Source organism: Desulfobacterales bacterium, from assembly GCA_028704555.1.
Classification (GTDB): Bacteria; Desulfobacterota; Desulfobacteria; order Desulfobacterales; family JAQWFD01; genus JAQWFD01.
The window spans coordinates 38,849-57,388 of the sequence record JAQWFD010000005.1 but is presented as its reverse complement, the minus strand read 5'-3'; the positions used below and the strand labels follow the sequence as shown (position 1 = coordinate 57,388).

Here is an 18,540-nt window from a genome sequence, read left to right as displayed (position 1 = left end):
AAATCCGTTGAGCCGAAAAATACAATCATCCATTCAGCAATCAGGGCCTCGGTAAATATCCAGTTTACCTGAAATCAGCGGTCCTGTGTCTGCAACCCCTAAACGACACGTCTGCCCTACCCGTTTGTTTCCGGACTGGAAACGCTCATCAGTGCCTATCTTATAAAAGTTAAAATCCCGGATAGACACCCGTTGACGGGGTCTGTAAAACAACCCGGTTATTTTACTCATAAAACCGCAGCCGTTACAACTGAAAATCAAGCTCACCCAAGCCCCGCGGCAATAAGATGCGGGAACACCATAGCTGAATATATGGCCGCAGTTATGATCAGGCCCGGATGAGGCTATCAGGTGTGAAATCGGGGATTCTGAAATTTACATAAAAAATGGCCCCTGCTTCTCACATACTGTGTGACGGGAGAAACAGAGGCCCTTTTCGTGGAGGATGGAACGCAAAAACAGTTTCATTCAGGATTCTAAGACCAATTCAGACGCCTTGGACGTGGCCGCTGCTTTTACCGGTTCAATCCAGGGTTTACCGACGGGCACAACAATGCCAAAATCGGCAAGAATGACATGCGCCATGACATACCATGCCAGAGCCGCGCATACGATCAGATCCCATGCCGCCACTTTGGTCATTGCCGGATAGCCGAAATGGCCCAGATCCAGCAGAATGAAGCCGGCCAGCAATGTCGCAAACGTCCATGCCAGAGCGCTGTTGGTTCTCATGGAACCGACAAACATGATAGCGGTGTAGAATGTCCACACGACAAGAAAACAGCCCACATCAGTTCCACTGGCCTTGTAAATGCCAAAATGGTTTAAAAGAAAAATAACGCCCAGGCAGATCCAGAACGCGCCGTATGAGGTAAAAGCGCTGAAACCGAATGCGTTGCCTGTCTTCTGTTCCAGAAAACCGGCGATCATCTGGGCCAGGCCACCGTAGATCAGACCGCAGGCTATAACTGGGCCTACACCACACCACCCCAGATTGTGAAACTGCAGAATCATGGTGGTTAACGCGAACCCTCCCAAACCGACTGCCGCCGGATTTACTAATTTTTGTTCAGCCATAATGTCCTCCTTTTGTAGTTTAAGTTACCTCGTGTCCGAACCAAACCTGTCAAGGCTCTCCGAATACGCCAGGTTTAAATTGCAATCCTCGGGACGCACACCGTATCGAGGATAAAATTTTTGTCTGATTTGCATTCGGGAAATGCTATCGGATTTTTGTTCCGGCATTTCTTATTCTCTCCGAAAAGAGAACTTGCACGATTTCAAACAAAACAAAAGACGGCCCTGTTTTTTCTCTGCTGTACGATGTACCAGTGGATTTTGAATCCACCTGAAATCTCACCAGAAAAGGTGGATCATTTACGGATTCTGCGTGAAATGAATTATTTTGATTTGTATAATTGAATTTCAATCGATGAAGTAAATTCATTTTATTACATCCAATGTGTTTGTCAATACATATTTCTCAGTAAAATGAACGTCCATCTATTGAAATTATTCCCGGCATAATGTAGAGGGGAAGGGAGGCTATCGCTGGCCAACCACGCTGTCGCGTCATGACATATGGCCCGGCTGTGAAGCAACACGCACATTCAGTATGGAGAAGCCCATTGAAACACCTGTTCAAAATCATAGTGATTCTGACGATTCTGATCATATCCGGCTTTCACCAGGGACGGGCCGAATCCGAAAATCCCCGGGTAAGGTTAGAAACCCGTCTCGGTCATATTCTTCTGGAACTCGATTCAAAGGCGGCCCCTGCCACTGTCAGCAATTTTCTTTTCTATGTTCGAAGCGGATTTTATGACGATACGATTTTCCACCGGGTAATCCCCCGCTTCATGATCCAGGGGGGCGGCTTTGATGCAACTTTAGCCAAAAGGGATACGGATCATCCCATTTTAAACGAGGCGGACAACGGGCTGAAAAATCTGCGCGGAACCATCGCGATGGCACGCACAACAGCTCCCCATTCGGCCACATCACAGTTTTTTATCAACACCGTGGACAATGATTACCTGAATTTCAAGGCAAAAAACCGCCGGGAATGGGGGTACTGCGTATTCGGCAGAGTCATCGATGGCATGGACACGGTCAATGCCATTGAAGGCGTCCCCACCACATCAAAGGGGGGGCTTCCGAATGTACCGTCCACGCCGGTCACTATCAACAAAGCCGTCATCATCCAGGAATAACGACTCAACAGCCCATGGACATCATAACATTAACCGACATTCACGGATATGCACCGGGCATCGACCGGATATCCGATCAACTGGCCGCTGCCGATCTGGTCGTCCTGGCCGGAGATATTACCCAATTTGGCGGAACGTCGGCGGCAAAACGCATCATCCACCACATCCGGAAGCACACGCCCCGTATACTGGCTGTTTCAGGTAACTGTGATTATCCGGAAGTCGAAGCCTGGCTGAACGAGGAGGGCCTGAGTCTTCATTGCCAATGCAAACGGGTACACGGAATTCAGTTTACCGGCATTGGCGGCTCTTTGCCCTGTCCCGGACTGACACCCAATGAAATGACCGAGAATCAATTCAAACGCTGTTCAGAGCAACTGGCCTCCGGGCTTTCAGTTACCGAACCGCATATTCTGGTCACGCATCAGCCGCCGTTTCAAACCATGAACGACACGACAACAGACGGCAATCATGTCGGCAGCCAATCCATCAGACAATTGATTGAAGATGTCAAACCGATGATGTGCATTACGGGCCATATCCATGAAGGCGCCGGCATCGATACGATTGGATCCACCCGGGTCTTTAACCCGGGACCATTTTTCGGGGGGTACTACGGCTGCATAACGATCGGACGACAAATCGAATTCATGGAGATTCGCTCGTATTCAAGCTAAGACATAATTTTTATTGAATAAGTGCCCTGCGGACGGCTTGAGGAGCGTTATCCGCTGGCGGGGCACTTCGGTTGAGACAAAATGTAAAAAAAGGGCTTGATCATAACTGCGGCCATATTTTGCTGTGCGCAGCCTCGGAGTCCCGCCCGTTGCCGGCGTACGACATGGCGCGATCCGGGGAAAAGATGTCGGGGCCATGAAGCGTTAAGAAGCGCAAATTGTTTGAGGCTTGCCGAGTTTTTGCGCTTTAGCTTCATGGGCCCGGCATCCCCCGGATCGTGCTGGAGAAGCCGGCAACGGGCGGGACGGACCCCGTGACATTGTGGCCGCAGTTATGATCAAGCCCAAAAAAACAATTCCGGCTTGCCGGGGCAAGGATACAATAGATCATGGAACTGCAGGACATTAAAAAAACGGATCGTCTTGAAAAACAAATTCAATTTATCATTGAAATTGACAAATTAAAAGCCATTCGCCGACAGACCCTTCTGATGAATCGGTCCCGGCAGGAAAATGATGCGGAACATTCATGGCATATTGCCGTCATGGCAGTTCTGCTTTCCGAATATACCGGCAAGCAGCAGCTCAACCTGCTTCGTGTTATTCAGATGCTGCTCATTCATGACCTGGTTGAAATCGATGCCGGAGATACCTTCTGCTATGATGAAATCGCCGCTCTGGACAAGGCCGAACGCGAACGCATCGCAGCGGATCGTATTTTCAACATACTGCCCGTTGACCAGGCAACCCTGTTCCGGGAACTCTGGGATGAATTTGAAAGCAGACAAACCCCTGAAGCCTGTTTTGCTTCGGCTATCGACCGGCTTCAGCCAGTTCTGCACAACTACAATACTGAAGGGGAAACCTGGAAAAAAAACGGGATAACCCGCACCCAGGTCGTATCCCGGAACCTTCCCCTGAAAGACACAGCGCCGGAACTATGGAACTATTTTACCCATATTATGGATAATGCGGTGAGCAAAGGACTCTTGAAGGACTGAGGACTGAGGCCTTCGCGCCCTTATATGTGTTTTATGCATCAGGGCCGCAGGTGGGCTGGGCGGTGGATTACTGCTGGCAAAATTTTTCTCATTGCAGGGTATGCCTTTTAAAACTCCCATATTATGCGCATCTGCTCCGGTAGGGTTCAATACACGGGTCTTCTCCTCCAGAACACGACTGGATGTTGAATTTGCCGCAAGCCTGGTTTTGATATCCGCGGCATCGGTTCTGCTATACATTCCTTTGCGCATCTCAATCTTACCCTGAAAAAAATTCAATAAGTTATGCCTTACTTTGATTTTTCATAACAGGTGTGCTTTTATACCAAAAGATAACCTTAATTATGAAGGAGGTCCTTCCTGATCATGAACATTCTGAAAAAGCTGTCCCTCCTTTGTCTCAGTACATCTTTTATCTGGGGGTGTGCGTCCGGCTCAACCATCACCCCGTCCAGATCATATGCCATCAGTTATAAGGGCAAGGCCAGACAATTTACCGAAAAATAATCAACAAAACTAAAGAGAAATCAAAGAGGGATAACATGAAAATCAGTACAGTTAAACAAATGAGAAATCTGGACAGAAACGCCATTGAGATATTCGGCATAAAAGATGAACTGCTGATGGAAAACGCGGGATTGGCATCCTGTACCGTGATGCTGACAGAATTTGGAATCAGAAATAAAACATTTATCGTTTTCTGCGGTATCGGCAACAATGGAGGAGACGGATTTGTTGTCGCCCGAAAGATCCACTCAAATGGCGGTATCGTAAAAGTATACATTCTGGGCGATCCGGCCAGATTCAAAGCGACTGCCGGGTTGAATATGGATATCGTCTCCCGGCTGCCCGTTGCCGTCAAGCAGGTTGACTCGATCGAATCCGTAAGGATGGACGTACTTCACAGCGACGCCATCGTGGACGCGATTTTCGGCACCGGTCTTGCCCGTGACGTCGGGGGCATCTATGCCGATGCCATCGACCTGATCAACGCCAGCGGTAAAACCGTTTTCAGTCTGGATATTCCTTCCGGTGTCAACGGCGATACCGGACAAATCATGGGCAACGCAGTAAAGGCCGATTATACCATCACCTTCGGTCTTCCCAAAATCGGCAACATTCTCTATCCCGGATACGACCTGTGCGGCAAACTCTATGTCACCCATATTTCCTTTCCGCCCGCCATGTATATGGGCGATGGTTTCAACATACAGATCAACAACCGCCTGCCGCTTCCGAAAAGAGATAAAAACGGGCATAAAGGCACATTCGGTCAGACCCTTTTTATAGCCGGCGCCGCCAGTTATTTCGGCGCCCCCTATTTTGCCGCCGAATCCTTCCTGAAAGCCGGTGGCGGCTATTCCAGACTTGCCTGCCCGAAATCCATCACCCCGTTTATCGCCGGCAAGGGAAGTGAGATCGTTTTCATCCCCCAGCATGAAACTCCTTCCGGAAGCATCTCACTGAAAAACAAACCGGATCTGCTTGAACTGGCCGATAAAATGGACATGATCGTTATCGGCCCGGGCCTGTCGCTGAATCCGGAAACCGGACAGCTGATCAGAGAGCTGGCCGAAGAAATCCACAAACCCATGCTGATCGACGGGGATGGGATCAGCGCCATATGCGATCATGCGGAAATCATCCGCCGGCGAAAATCGCCAACGATACTGACCCCTCACATGGGCGAAATGTCACGAATTACCCATATCAGCACGGCCGAAATCAACACCGGCAAAATCGACATCCTGAAACGCGCGGCAACGGACCTGAACGCGAGTATCGTCCTGAAAGGGGCCCACTCCCTGATCGGGCTTCCGGATGGACAGATATTTATCAACATGAGTGGAAATCCGGGGATGGCGACCGCAGGTTCCGGCGATGTCCTGACCGGCACCATCGCCGCCATGTCCGGTCTGGGTCTTACGATCGAAGAGGCGGTCCGAAAAGGCGTTTTCATTCACGGCCTTGCAGGCGATATGGCCGCAGGCGATAGGGGCGAAGACGGCATCACGGCACAGGATATTCTCAACTATCTGCCCGAAGCCTTGAAAGCAGACCGGAACGGTCTGAGCAAGATGCTGCAGGAACGCTACACAGGGGTTCGGGTAGTATAGTTACCGGCTATGGGTTATCTGCTATCAGGAAATAATTTACTGATATCTGATTATCGAGATGAATATGGGCCATCCTTCAAAAACGTTCATAACCCTTGGCGTCCTGTTCCTCCTCGGACTACTGACTGATGCCATCGGACGGCGCACCCGGCTGCCGAGAGTGACGCTTCTGCTGATACTGGGGATTTTGATCGGGCCTTCGGGATTACATTTTCTGACCCCGCAGGAAAATCCCTGGTGTCACATTGTGTCCAACATGGCGCTGGTCATGGTCGGGTTCCTCCTGGGGGAGAAATTTTCGCTGCCGGCTGTCAAGCACCATGGGCATCTGGTTCTCTGGCTGTCCATTACCGAGGTAATTGCAACCGTCCTGGCGGTTTTATCCGGGTTAATGTTAATCGGCGTTCCGGCAAATATAGCACTCCTTCTGGCCGGCATTGCAACGGCAACCGATCCGGTGGCGACCTCGGATGTGGTAAATGAAATCAAATCCGACGGAATATTTTCCAGAACCCTGATGGGAATTGTTGCCATCGACGATGCCTGGGGTCTGATTGCCTTCAGTCTGATGCTAACGATCAGCCAGACCCTCATCGGGCAACATCATGGGGTTACACTTATATTGACTGGATTATGGGAAATCGGTGGTGCCCTGATGGTCGGAATCATGCTGGGCATTCCCATGGCGTATCTCACCGGCCGGATAAAACCCGGAGAGCCGACGCTGATTGAAGCACTGGGGCTTGTTTTCCTCTGCGGCGGCATCGCTCAGTGGCTGGAGGTATCTTTTCTCCTGGCATCCATGATGATGGGGACCGTGGTCGCCAATCTGGCCCGGCACCATACCAGACCCTTTCATGCCATTCAGGGGATTGAGTGGCCATTTATGATTTTATTTTTTATGCTGGCCGGCGCTTCGCTTCATCTGAACTCACTTTATCGGGCAGGGCTGATCGGGTCTGCCTACATCGTTTTCCGAATTATCGGGCGATTGATCGGAAGCTGGGTTGGCGGCCGCATCAGCGGGGCACCTTCCGTCATTACCCGATGGATGGGCATGGCACTGATGCCCCAGGCAGGCGTTGCTCTGGGCATGGCGCTGATCGCCATACAGCGCCGGCCGGAACTGACGGATCTGATCCTTCCGATTGTTGTTGCATCCACCGTGCTGTTTGAGGTAATTGGACCTGTATTGACACGGACCGGAATCGTGCGGGCGGGAGAAGCTCGTTTGCAGAATTGAAGAAAAAAAATAATCAAGGAGAAACGTTGAATGCCAAAGGCAAGTGAATTTAAAAAAGGCATGATCGTCTCGATTGACGATCAGGTCTGTATTGTCAAACAGGTTGAAGTCCAGTCACCATCCTCACGTGGCGCCCCCACGCTTTATAAAGTCAGGTTTACCAATATTCAAACCGGTCGCAAGATAGATCAGTCCTTCAAAGGCGATCAGTTTCTGGCCAATGTTGAAGTGGATCGTCGCCCGGTGCAGTATTTATACCGTGACGGCGATATGTTAACCTTTATGGATATGGAAGATTACAACCAGCACAGCGTATCGGCCGATGATATAGAGGATCAGATGCCATGGCTTACCGACGGTATGGAAGGTATTACGGCACTGCTGATTGAGGGGTATATCCTGTCCATAGAACTTCCGCAGACGGTCGAACTGGAAATTATTGATACGGGACCGGCAATCAAGGGCGCTACCGCCAACGCCAGGACAAAACCGGCAACCCTGTCCAACGGGATTGAAATCCAGGTGCCTGAATACGTGGAAGCCGGTCTGATGGTAAAAGTGAATACTGAAACCGGAAAATTTCTTTCCCGCGCTTAAGGGGGTATGGATCAGCGGGCAGCGGTAAAACAGAAGGAATTACAATGAAAGGGATATTATTGATCGCTCACGGGAGCCGGCGCAGCGAATCCAACGAAGAAGTGCAACAGCTGACCTATACGTTACGCAACCGGTTAGACAGAAAAACAATCATCCTGTGCTGCGCGTTTCTGGAACAGGCCCGTCCGTCGATCCCGGAAGGAATTGATGCATGCATTCAGGCAGGCGCCCGCAGCATCCTGATCCTGCCGTATTTTTTATCCGCCGGCCGCCATGTCTCACGGGACATTCCCGAGCTGATTCACAACAAACAGATTCAATATCCGGATATCACCTTTCATCTTCGTCCCCATATCGGTTCATCCGAAGGCATGACAGACCTGTTACTGTCCATGATCCACCCGGAAGCAAAATAGTTTTTACTCAAAACCGGGGGTTCTGAAATTAAGTCTTGATTTTATTTGCCGGATACCTAAATATTGCCCATCCGGAAATACATTACTTACACAGACCCAGAAAGGAACCGCGATAATGCTCTATCTGGCAAATTTTTCATTCCAGTCATCAGACGATGCCCCGGAATACGGACACTTCAATTATCTTGCTGAAGCTGAAACCGTCAATGCGGCTTTAAATCTGATCAGAGAAAAACTGAACTCATTTCGCAAGGATTCAAACCTGTTTCAGGGAAACCATCATATTTACCTGAACCAGATCATAGAGGTCAGCCAGTTACCGCAGGACGGTATCATGACCCATTTGAGCATTCATTCGGGAAGGTATCCGGAGGTGATGGGCTGCTCACTGCCGGCACAGGATATCACCGGGGTTACTGCCTACAGCTCGGTCAGGGGAGATGACAAAGGAACGGATGTAACCCGTCTGCCCCCATTTGCCGTGTTTGATTAGTCTGACACCGGCTCATGGAAAGGATTTACCATGAACATTTATATCTGGCGGCACAGCAAGCAGTTCTCCAGCTGGTCGATGATGGATGAGCCCCATATCTGCAGGGACAATTACATCCGGGCAAACGTAATGGTTCTGGCAGAATCAAAACATCAGGCGCTTGAACTTCTCGGAAACGACAGCTACTGGAATGTTGATGAACTGCAACGGATCGAGCCCGAAGTGATCCGGGCTTCTGAAGCAGCGATCGTGGGCAAATTCATCTGCTGAAAATATTGTTTTACTCAGGTACCCGGATATCAAACGCCTCTTTTGCCCATTGAGTCAGGCTTTTGTATGGGCCGTAAAATCCGGTTTCCCCGTCAAATTCACCGGTATCCGGATCGATTCCCACAAAGGGGATATTTGAGTGCCTCGCGGCATTCAGATCCCCTTTCCCATCGCCAATGAGCACACATTTCAAAGAAGCAAAATGAAATTCATCCATCAGACGAACCAGAGATTCGGTTTTACTCCAGTCCCCTCCCCCGCGGACGATATCCAGTCGGTTGTCAAGCCCGTGAGCTGACAGGCATTTTCCGAGTTCTTCAATGGGGGTATTGGATAACGCCACCCGCGTACGGTGACACCGACCGAGTTCATCCAGCAGCTGCCTGCATCCGGCTGTCTGAGGAACGGTGAGCATGGCCTCTCCGGACAACTGCCTGAACCGGTTCCAGCGAATTTCAAATTCCCCGTCTCCAAACGGACGCTGAATCAGTTCATGCTGAATCCGTCGTATTTTGCTTCCCCTGTCAATGCCCGTCAGTTTCAGGTATAAATCGGAAATCTGAAGCTGAAGCGTCACATCTTCAGTAAAGGCTTTTGCCATGGCACCGGCATTGGCCAGATTTGAATTGATCAATACCCCGTTGACATCAAATATATAAACATCAAATTCTGTAAAATTCATGACTCTTTCCTGAACAAACAAGTAAGATAGGATTGATACGGTACACCATGCTATGCAAAAGAAAGTGTCGTGTCAACCGTCAATCCGCATTTCTCACCCGCCCGTCAGGGCGGCGACACGCAGGCGTTGTGACAGCGTCATGGTTTGATTTTTTCGGGCTTGATCATAACTGCGGCCATATTTTGCCGTGCGTAGCCTCTGAGTCCCGCCCGTTGCCGGTGTACGACATGGCGCGATCCGGGGAAAAGATGTGGGGGCCATGAAGCGTTAAGAAGCGCAAAGGGTTTGAGGCTTGCCGAGCAAATCTGCGGCAAAGTTATCCATATTCATTTTCACATTGAAAAACGAAATCGGGTAAGCTATGAAGATGAGATTCATTCTTATTAATCGAAATAAGGACTTTTCATGACGAATCAGATACGAATCAACAGCTGGAATGAACTCGTTGAAAAGCTCTATGATGATTCAATGGACACGGGGATCGGCCGATTCCGGTCCAGGAATGCCTTTCGGGGACTTTCGGACTCCGAATATCACCTTGAAACTACGTTAATCCGCCTCGGCGGGGATTATTCCGAGCTTGAACGGCATCTGCTGAGAAATTTTAAAAAATATGCGTATCGCAATGTCGTGGAAAGCGATTCCGTCTGGAACTGGCTCTCTGTCGCACAGCATCACGGGCTTCCAACCCGGCTTCTGGACTGGACCTATTCCCCCTTTATCGCCATGCATTTTGCGACGGCAAACATTGAAAAATTTAACACCGACGGGGCCATATGGGCCATCAATTATGTCAAGGCCCACCAGCTGCTGCCTGATTGTCTCAAGCAGGAACTTCACCAGGAAGGCGCCAACGTATTTACCGTTCCAATGCTGGCAAATTGTATGCATTCGCTTCAGGAGCTTTATGAACTCTCCCATCATGATTTTTCCATATTTTTCGAGCCGGCTTCTGTGGATGATCGCATTGTCAATCAATTTGGTTTTTTTTCGGTATTTTCCAACGCCATTGACCCGTATGATGACTGGCTCAACAACCACCCGGATATATGGTATAAAATCATTATTCCCTCGGAGCTGAAATGGGAAATCCGCGATAAATTAGACCAGGGGAACATCACCGAACGGGTTCTTTTTCCCGGACTTGACGGATTGAGCCGATGGCTCAAACGCCATTACAGCCCCAAGCTGTGATCTTGTGCCCTGCGGGCGGACCGAGGCGCGCTATCGCTTGAGGCAAAAAAAACCATAAGGACAGAGAGGTGAGCGATGCCCATCTATTCGTTTAACCGGATGAACCCCGAGATTGATCCGACGGTTTTCATTGCTCCGTCAGCCACCATCATCGGTGATACCATCATCGGAGAAAATTCTTCCGTTTGGTTTAACTGCGTGATCCGGGCTGACGGTGATCGGATTAGGATCGGACCTGAAACAAATATTCAGGACATGTCCGTGCTTCATTCCGATCCGGGGAGCCCGATTTGCATCGGACGTCAGGTCAGCATCGCCCATCGGTGTATCATTCATGGATGCCGCATCGAGGACCAATGTGTTATCGGCATGGGCGCAGTGATTATGAATGGCGCCGTCATCGGAAAAAACAGCATCGTGGCCGCAGGTTCCGTTGTTACCGAAAACACCGTCATCCCTCCATCATCACTGGTTACGGGGATACCGGGTAAAGTGAAACGTTCAGTCAATGAAGACGAAATCAGAAAAATATCGACTATCGCCAATGCCTATACCACCCATGCCGGAATGTACAAAAGGGCCGATATCGTGTCAGAGTTGACGGCGTCGTAAAAAATCCATGTGCGTTGCGCCTCATTCCGTATTCACTGCGGCTGCACAAGGACCTCGGCAGGCACCGATTGCGCTTGCCCCCCGGCTGTGTTGCAGGCGTCTGTTGCAAAATAATTATTTATCGTGTAAAAATAGTCACCGCAAAAAACTGATACAGAAAGTCACTCATGGAACATCCTGTACTGAATTTATGGACCGTGGCACTGATAGTGCTCATACTGAATCTTCCGTTCGGATTCTGGCGGGCAGGCGTTAAAAAATTTGCCATCCCCTGGTTTATGGCGGTCCACCTCCCGGTTCCCTTTGTGATCGGACTGCGTTTTATGACAGGCCTCGGGTGGCACTTTATTACGTTCCCTGTGTTGATCGGCGCCTATTTTTCCGGACAGATCGTGGGGGGCAGGATGTTCCGCTGGTGGAAAGACAGGGGCTGAGCCTTCAGCTTTTCCGTTTCACCGCATCCAGAGTTTCCCGGACCGCTCCCCCTATTTCCCGGATGACAAACAGTTTCAGGAGTATTTTTTTTATGCCGGCTTTCAGGGCTGTCTGTTGAATCAGCCGATCGCTGTATCCGGTATACAAAATTACCGGAATATCCGGTCGGATAGACATCACTTTTTCAGCCAGATCCACTCCGGTCATAATTGGCGCGGATAGTTTTTGCCGCGGATTTTTTCTTCTTTTGGCGTCTCAGAACATTGAGAAATACAGCCGGTTTTTAAAAAAAGAGGGGTGAGGGCTATCAGCTATCTTCCCCGGCATGCAGCACGATTCCCGATGGCAGGGATTCTCCAAAAATAGCGATTTGCTCCTGTCTTTCCATATGAACCACGTCTCTGACCAACCGGATTTGATTCTCCGAAATTCCGTTCCGGTTCATCCATTCAATGATTTGCTCCAATACGGAAGGGTCAACGTCCCTTACGCGGTCACCGGTTTTCCGGGCAATCTGGGATACGGCAGCGCCAACCGGATTCAGGTTCCGCCAGGGTTCCTTCAGCAGCTTTTCGGTCCACATGGAGGCTTCCTTTGGTGAAATCACCCGATCTGCCGGACCATACAACAGCTCCCTGGCCCCCAGTCGGGATAATGCCCAGAACTCCTGGGGCATACATTTTTTTGGCCTGATTTCATCCAGAAGCTGACGACCCCATTTGATCTTGTCCTTTACCATGAGCCGTTCCATATTGGCCACCGCCATCCATATTTCAAGGCGCTCCTGAGGTGCGATTCTGACTTTTGTCCCTTTTTTAGGCATTATCGCCGGTGTCAGGTCCTGAAGAAATTGTCTCTGCTGCCCGGATGTCAGTCCGCCGGCAATTCTTCTCCACATGATCCACCACTCCGAGCGGGACTGAGCATTGTTTTTAAAGCAGACACCGCCCTTATACATTTTCCAGATCTGCTTGATGCGATAGTCATCAAAACCATCTCCAAATCCGGGTCTGATGCAGAATCCGGCTAAATTCAACCACCGGCTTTCATGGTCCGGAGAAAGTTTTCGCGCATCAATCCGGTCGACCAGCTCATCGGCAATCGAACGGATCAGGCCCAGCGGCCATTTATCTTTGGGGCGCTGAACGATATCGACAATATCCCTGGCCAGGTTGTTCAGACAATTTTTATCGCCGTTTCCGCTGAATGCATCCCGGACTCGGCAACGGACAGCCTCTACCAGAGAGGTGTCAAAAATTTCCTGTTCCGCCACCTCTGCCGCGGACGTTTTATCTCTCAATTGAAACTGGAGTTTCCAGCGATGAGAACTTGTCAGTGACCGGCACCAGATAGCCAGGGTGCCGATTTCCGTGTAACTGGCTTCCACGTGAACCGGAATGGACGCTTCAGCCCCTTTTTTCCCGTAGGTGATCACGGTCTGAATCGGAGGCAGCGCTGTCAGGGTATCATCCACTGTCACCAGATCGCCGCATCTATCGCCGCTGCGATAACTGGAACTGTAAATTTCAAAATGTACCGGCTGATTGGCCAGCACTTCAAACTTTTTGTCTTTGAGCTCGATGTCCGACCCCTCTTCCAGTCCCCTTTCGATCAGACACATGGCCTGACGCTGATCCGCGGTATCTCCTTTTACGGATACGCCCAGGTAATAGGCCCTGGCACTGCCGCTGCCGACCCGGACACCGCGTCCGGTTTTAACCAGTCCGTAATAGGAAGCGCCCAGTGCCACGGACAGATCCGGGTCCGGATTTTCAAGGACCCGCGGGATCCCGGGGTTATCTTCCTTAAACCAGTATCGGATGGCTTCGCGGATCCGGTCCTGAATGACATCCGGCTTCAACGATCCCCCGTTGAAAAGGATCAGATCCGGGGCATATTGCTCTTTGCCCAGCACCTGTTTGACATTTTCCCCGTGTTTCTCGAGAAATTTTCCCAGATGAAGGGTAACCGCGGGTTCGGGCTCATAGGGAAGTCCGAATTCAGTGATCCCCTTTTTTGCCGGCGTGTTCATTGCGCCGGCTGTATCGATCAGCGGGAAAAACCCCTCCACAACCGCATCCTGCACTTCTTTTCGATCCAGATCCGCCGAAAGCGTTCCGGCGATCAATCGGCTGCCTTCGCCCATCAGCGTAATTCTTGCAGACTGGGCCCGTCCATCCAGCAGCAGTTCCTTGGCCTGCCGGCACTGGTGGCAAAGCGATTTCCACTTATCTCCGCTGACGGAAAATTTTTTCTGCTGAAAGCGCATTTCAATGCGTCTGGCAAGGGCAAGGTCTACATTGTCACCACCGAGTATCAGATGGTCCCCGACGGCGATTCGTTCAAACCGGGGAGTTCCATCCACTTCCCTCAAGGTGATGAGGGTAAAGTCCGTGGTGCCGCCGCCGACATCGCAGACCAGAATCAACTCGCCCGGCTGGACAAAATCGCTCCAGTTATGTTCATGCCGGATCAGCCAGCTGTAAAATGCCGCCAACGGCTCTTCCAGAAGCGTGATATGGGTTAACCCGGCCTGGTATGCCGCTTCAACGGTCAGATCACGGGCGACCTCGTCAAACGAGGCGGGTACCGTAATGATAACGACCTGATTTTCCAGGTACAGATCGTCATCCTCTCCCTTATCCGCATTCCAGGCATTTCGAATATGATTTAAAAAACTGGCGCTCGCCTGTACCGGGGATACCTTGGCCACCTCTTCACCCGAACCCCACGGAAGGATTTTAGCCCTGCGGTCGACTCTGGAGTGACAGAGCCAGCTCTTGGATGAGGATACCAGCCGGGCCGGCACTTTTGCGCCGTGGTCCCGGGCAAATGCCCCGACAAAATTGTCATCCCCTGTGTCCCACTGTTTGATGACCGCTTCACGGGATATATCATAGAGCCCCGGAATATAAAGAAACGAGGGCAGCACCGGAAGCCCGGACACTTCACCGGCGCCGGTCAGCTGGGGGATATTGAATATCCGGATCTGCGGAGCTTTTCCTTTCTCTACCTGAAGGTCCACATACGATACCGCTGAATTGGTCGTTCCCAGATCGATGCCTACGATGTAACGCTTGTCTTTAAGCTCCAACGGACTCTTTCTCCCTTACATTAAATTCCAGGTGCCACCGCTGACCGTCTTCTCCGGAAACGCACCACAATTCAAGCGTACCGACCCCGGTAACCTTGATTTCAAGGCTCACGGGTATCACCGTGCCATATTCTCCTTCCAGGGTGGTTTCCAGTGTGGTAATTTCCTCAATCCCGCCTTCCCAGTCCTCAACCACCGTTCCGATATGATCATCATGACGGGTGGACGATCCCAGAAAATCGAATTTAACCGGTTCTCCCACCACGAGCACGAAGGCCTGGGTTTCCACTGTAGCGGTGGTGCCTTCCTCCATACCGAATGGCGCCACGCACAGGGCTTTCATGGGAACGGGCATCCCCGGAACTGCCGGCAGAGACGCGGCCACACCGATATAATAGGACCGGCCCAGGCCACCGCGAATTCTGATTCCCTCCCCTCTCCGGGTCAATCCGTAATACGCCGCTCCCCTGGCTACGGCAAGATCAAGATTCCTGGATTCGATCTCACGAACGGCCGTGGTGCTGCCGGGTTCCATCCACGATGACACGACATCCAGAACCCGTTTTCTGGCAGGCGCGGCCTTCATCACACCGCCGTTGAACAAAATGGCGGTGGGCAGCTCCATGCCCCCCTGTTCCCCGGATTGCTGACGACTGACAAACTGTGCCAGATGATGGGTAATGGCAGGATCGGATTCATACCTGAGCCCCAGCTCCCGGATACCGGCTTTCTGCTGTTCAACCGGCCGGGCTGTTTTATCGCATATCGGGAAGAACCCGTCCAGGATCACCTGGTCTACCTCATTTGCGGTCAATTCCGCCTTCAGGGTCCCTCCGATCAGGCTGCTGCCCCGGCCAAGAATTGTCAGGGAATAATTTTCAATACCGGAGGCCGACAGTATCGTTTCCTTGGCTTTCCGGCAACTGTGCCACAATGCCCGTATCTGCCATGAATCCAGACGGGTGCCTTTTTTTGCCAGGGATCCGGCAACCGAATAGGCAAGGGCCAGATCCATGTTATCCCCCCCGACCAGAAGGTGACTGCCGACCGCAATTCTCTCAAGGGCCAGATCCCCGTCTTCTTCAGATACCCGGATCAGGCTGAAGTCACTTGTCCCGCCGCCGATATCACAGACGAGGATCAGATCGCCTTTTTGAATATGATCGCGCCACTGCTCGCCCATCGCTTCAATCCAGGCATAGAACGCTGCCTGAGGTTCTTCCAGGAGGGTAATATTGGACAGGCCGGCCATTTCCGCGGCTTTGACCGTAAGCTCTCTGGCGACCGCATCAAACGATGCGGGTACCGTCAGAAAGATATCCTGGCTTTCCAGACAAAGCAGTTCATCGTCTGAGGCCATGCGGTAATTCCAGGCGTCCCGAATATGGCTCAGCATGGCCGCAGAGGCTTCGACCGGTGATAACTTCGTGCTGTCTTTCGGGGCATCCCATGGCAAAATCGGCTTATGCCGGTCCACCATGGTATTGCAAAGCCACGATTTTGCGGAAGATATCAACCGATGCGGCAGTTCCTCGCCCCGGTTTTTCGCAAATTCTCCGATGCCAATCCGGCTGTCTGTTTTCCAGGGCAGTGCCAATGCGCCTTCCGGAACATCGAGTTCACCCGGCACCAGTATAAATGCCGGCAGCATATCCCGCGTTTCAACTGTTCCGACCCCGGTCACCTGTGGAATCTCAAAAATCCGGATCTCCGGTTTCTCCCCTTTCCGGATCTCCGCACGCGTATACGACACCACACAGTTGGTGGTTCCCAAATCAATGCCTACGATATAAACCGGTTCAGACAAAACAATTTATCCTTTCCACGTGTTTTCCTCTTCCTGATCCCAATCCACCAGCTTTTTTCCGCTTCCGGCTGTCTACGCTTTCCCGAGCCCATACGCCTTACGCTATCTGCCCTGTACCCTGGCCCCTGATTTAAAGGATCTCCACCTCGGCGGGGGCAATGACTCCCGGGTCCTGTGCACCGGACAATGTCGGAAGGTCCACTTTTTCCGCTTTCCAGCCTCTGTGACGCACCACACCGGCAAAGGGAGGCTCACCGGTCACATTGCCGGTCAACCGGACTGTATTGGGATCAAATCCCTTGTAAATGGTTATCTGCTCTCCTTCAGCTTCCGATACCACTGCCTGTGGCGCCAGATATTTATCCACCACCTTCTTGCAGTTTTCCTGGATATTTCTTACGGCAGCGCCTATCTGGGCATCCTCATAAACCGTCAGATCCTCGGAAAAAAAATCCATCAACCGCCCTTCCCGCTGCAGCACCGTCATCAGATGCACAAAGAGCCGTTTATCCTGATTTTCCTTTTCTTTCCGGGCCTCCGGTGATGTGGCTTTTTCGGACGGTTGTTTTTTTCGGACAGGCTGCTGGATGGATTTGATCACGCTGGCGGTCAGCCCCCTGGCAATGGCCCAGCTCAGAATAAAAAAGATAAAAAATATTCCGGCAGCAACCGGAACGGCGATCGTAACGAAAAAATCATTGAACATGGCGATCTGACCGGAGATATCCTGCGTTTCAGACAGGGACGGGTCTGCGTTGGCCAGCGTTACCAGAAGACTTTCGGATGCCATATTCAGGCCCAGATAACCGGCCGCTGCCACCGCGCAGAACAATAACAGCGTACCTGTGAAGAGCACAGCAAACAACCGCCGCGAACACGACTTGACTGGATCCATAATATTCAACTCCTTTTCAGTTTGCATCCCGGATGAGACGGCTTTTTCAAGTTATAGGAAGTCAAAGATTTTAAGCGGATGAATCCATGGCGTATCCGGAGGCTTAAAATCTTTGTTTCTGGCATCGCCGAATCAGTCATTAATGATTAATCGATCAACTGTCAAGAAGCTTATCGGATGGAGCAACCCGGACCGGCAACCCATATCCGTGCACCTGTACCCCATTTCTGCCACTGCTTACTCCCCGCTGCCATCTTCCCCAGCTGCTGTCAACGACAATACGGACCTGCACCGTACGCCGTCTACCCAGCCCCTGCTTTTATCCACCGGAGACCGGCAGCTGTCTAAACGGTTGTGATATGGTAATCATATATGATATGGTATTGCAAGAAAACGATTATCAATATCACAAAAGATGAAAAATGCCGACGCGGTGAAAAATCAACATGCAAAGCGGAAGGCGATAGATTTAAAACAATTTTTCGAATGAACCCATATGGACAATAAAAATTTTACTCACAGATTCGATTTCGATATCGGCTACCTTGTCAAAAGTCCCTGCAAAGGATGTGCAAACCGTGGAAATTTTCCGGCCTGTTCCGATGAGTGTGTCATACTGGATCAAATCCGGACCCGACTGGTCGGATGCGTATCCAGTACAAAAAATTATTCATCGGCTGACGACTATGCCTTAAACAATGAGGGGTAGACATCCGGTCAGCAGTGAACCCGGGGTGAAGCGCAACGCACAGAGGCTTTTTACGACGCCGTCATGACTGATCGGAAAAATCCGG

General features: G+C 51.0%; 21 protein-coding genes. 15 read left to right on the top strand and 6 right to left on the bottom strand.

Features of this window, described 5'->3' with window-relative positions; genetic code table 11:
- Positions 1-468 precede the first annotated feature (468 nt).
- Complete coding sequence (locus tag PHQ97_03420; GenBank protein MDD4391785.1) at positions 469-1,077, bottom strand: acetate uptake transporter; 609 nt, start codon at positions 1,075-1,077, stop codon at positions 469-471.
- Between the two features lie 497 nt (positions 1,078-1,574).
- Between PHQ97_03420 and PHQ97_03415 the strand changes: the two genes are divergently transcribed.
- The 10 genes from PHQ97_03415 (at position 1,575) to PHQ97_03370 (ending at position 9,027) form a co-directional block, all read left to right on the top strand.
- A complete protein-coding gene (locus tag PHQ97_03415) occupies positions 1,575-2,213 on the top strand; it encodes a peptidylprolyl isomerase (GenBank protein ID MDD4391784.1) in 639 nt (212 codons plus the stop codon).
- Positions 2,214-2,227: 14 nt separating this feature from the next.
- Positions 2,228-2,890 carry a metallophosphoesterase family protein gene (locus PHQ97_03410; GenBank protein MDD4391783.1) on the top strand — a complete coding sequence of 221 codons (663 nt, stop codon included), beginning with the start codon at positions 2,228-2,230 and terminating at the stop codon, positions 2,888-2,890.
- Between the two features lie 389 nt (positions 2,891-3,279).
- Positions 3,280-3,891 carry an HD domain-containing protein gene (locus PHQ97_03405; GenBank protein MDD4391782.1) on the top strand — a complete coding sequence of 204 codons (612 nt, stop codon included), beginning with the start codon at positions 3,280-3,282 and terminating at the stop codon, positions 3,889-3,891.
- Between the two features lie 366 nt (positions 3,892-4,257).
- A complete protein-coding gene (locus PHQ97_03400) occupies positions 4,258-4,398 on the top strand; it encodes a hypothetical protein (GenBank protein ID MDD4391781.1) in 141 nt (46 codons plus the stop codon).
- A gap of 35 nt (positions 4,399-4,433) precedes the next feature.
- Positions 4,434-6,008, top strand: coding sequence for an NAD(P)H-hydrate dehydratase (locus tag PHQ97_03395; GenBank protein ID MDD4391780.1), 1,575 nt, complete (start codon positions 4,434-4,436; stop codon positions 6,006-6,008).
- 64 nt (positions 6,009-6,072) lie between these two features.
- Entirely contained in the window at positions 6,073-7,251 is a 1,179-nt protein-coding gene (locus PHQ97_03390) for a cation:proton antiporter (GenBank protein ID MDD4391779.1), read from the top strand.
- Between the two features lie 30 nt (positions 7,252-7,281).
- On the top strand, positions 7,282-7,848 hold the full coding sequence (gene yeiP / locus PHQ97_03385; GenBank protein ID MDD4391778.1) for an elongation factor P-like protein YeiP: 567 nt from the start codon (positions 7,282-7,284) through the stop codon (positions 7,846-7,848).
- A gap of 44 nt (positions 7,849-7,892) precedes the next feature.
- Entirely contained in the window at positions 7,893-8,264 is a 372-nt protein-coding gene (locus PHQ97_03380; GenBank protein ID MDD4391777.1) for a CbiX/SirB N-terminal domain-containing protein, read from the top strand.
- A gap of 115 nt (positions 8,265-8,379) precedes the next feature.
- Positions 8,380-8,757 (top strand): hypothetical protein, encoded by a 378-nt coding sequence (locus tag PHQ97_03375; protein MDD4391776.1) that lies wholly within the window; start codon positions 8,380-8,382, stop codon positions 8,755-8,757.
- Positions 8,758-8,787: 30 nt separating this feature from the next.
- A complete protein-coding gene (locus PHQ97_03370) occupies positions 8,788-9,027 on the top strand; it encodes a hypothetical protein (GenBank protein ID MDD4391775.1) in 240 nt (79 codons plus the stop codon).
- A 10-nt stretch (positions 9,028-9,037) separates the two neighbouring features.
- On the opposite strand, the gene PHQ97_03365 is transcribed toward PHQ97_03370, so the two are convergent.
- Positions 9,038-9,709, bottom strand: coding sequence for an HAD hydrolase-like protein (locus PHQ97_03365; protein ID MDD4391774.1), 672 nt, complete (start codon positions 9,707-9,709; stop codon positions 9,038-9,040).
- Between the two features lie 405 nt (positions 9,710-10,114).
- Here PHQ97_03365 and PHQ97_03360 point away from each other — a divergent pair, with 405 nt between their 5' ends.
- The 3 genes from PHQ97_03360 (at position 10,115) to PHQ97_03350 (ending at position 11,949) form a co-directional block, all read left to right on the top strand.
- Positions 10,115-10,903, top strand: a complete 789-nt coding sequence (locus PHQ97_03360; GenBank protein MDD4391773.1) for an FRG domain-containing protein — start codon at positions 10,115-10,117, stop codon at positions 10,901-10,903.
- 75 nt (positions 10,904-10,978) lie between these two features.
- Positions 10,979-11,515 (top strand): gamma carbonic anhydrase family protein, encoded by a 537-nt coding sequence (locus tag PHQ97_03355; protein MDD4391772.1) that lies wholly within the window; start codon positions 10,979-10,981, stop codon positions 11,513-11,515.
- A 167-nt stretch (positions 11,516-11,682) separates the two neighbouring features.
- Entirely contained in the window at positions 11,683-11,949 is a 267-nt protein-coding gene (locus tag PHQ97_03350) for a hypothetical protein (GenBank protein MDD4391771.1), read from the top strand.
- Positions 11,950-11,953: 4 nt separating this feature from the next.
- Here the strand turns inward: PHQ97_03350 and PHQ97_03345 are convergent, their stop codons facing one another.
- From PHQ97_03345 to PHQ97_03330, 4 genes are all read right to left on the bottom strand, one after another.
- Positions 11,954-12,157, bottom strand: a complete 204-nt coding sequence (locus tag PHQ97_03345; protein MDD4391770.1) for a hypothetical protein — start codon at positions 12,155-12,157, stop codon at positions 11,954-11,956.
- Between the two features lie 100 nt (positions 12,158-12,257).
- Entirely contained in the window at positions 12,258-15,044 is a 2,787-nt protein-coding gene (locus tag PHQ97_03340; GenBank protein ID MDD4391769.1) for a hsp70 family protein, read from the bottom strand.
- Entirely contained in the window at positions 15,034-16,851 is a 1,818-nt protein-coding gene (locus tag PHQ97_03335) for an Hsp70 family protein (GenBank protein MDD4391768.1), read from the bottom strand. Before PHQ97_03335 ends, PHQ97_03340 begins: the two co-directional genes overlap by 11 nt.
- A 130-nt stretch (positions 16,852-16,981) precedes the next feature.
- Complete coding sequence (locus PHQ97_03330) at positions 16,982-17,746, bottom strand: DUF2760 domain-containing protein (GenBank protein MDD4391767.1); 765 nt, start codon at positions 17,744-17,746, stop codon at positions 16,982-16,984.
- 142 nt (positions 17,747-17,888) lie between these two features.
- Between PHQ97_03330 and PHQ97_03325 the strand changes: the two genes are divergently transcribed.
- Positions 17,889-18,104: a hypothetical protein gene (locus tag PHQ97_03325; protein ID MDD4391766.1), complete on the top strand. Its 216-nt coding sequence runs from the start codon at positions 17,889-17,891 to the stop codon at positions 18,102-18,104.
- 138 nt (positions 18,105-18,242) lie between these two features.
- Positions 18,243-18,455, top strand: a complete 213-nt coding sequence (locus PHQ97_03320; GenBank protein MDD4391765.1) for a hypothetical protein — start codon at positions 18,243-18,245, stop codon at positions 18,453-18,455.
- Positions 18,456-18,540 lie beyond the last annotated feature (85 nt).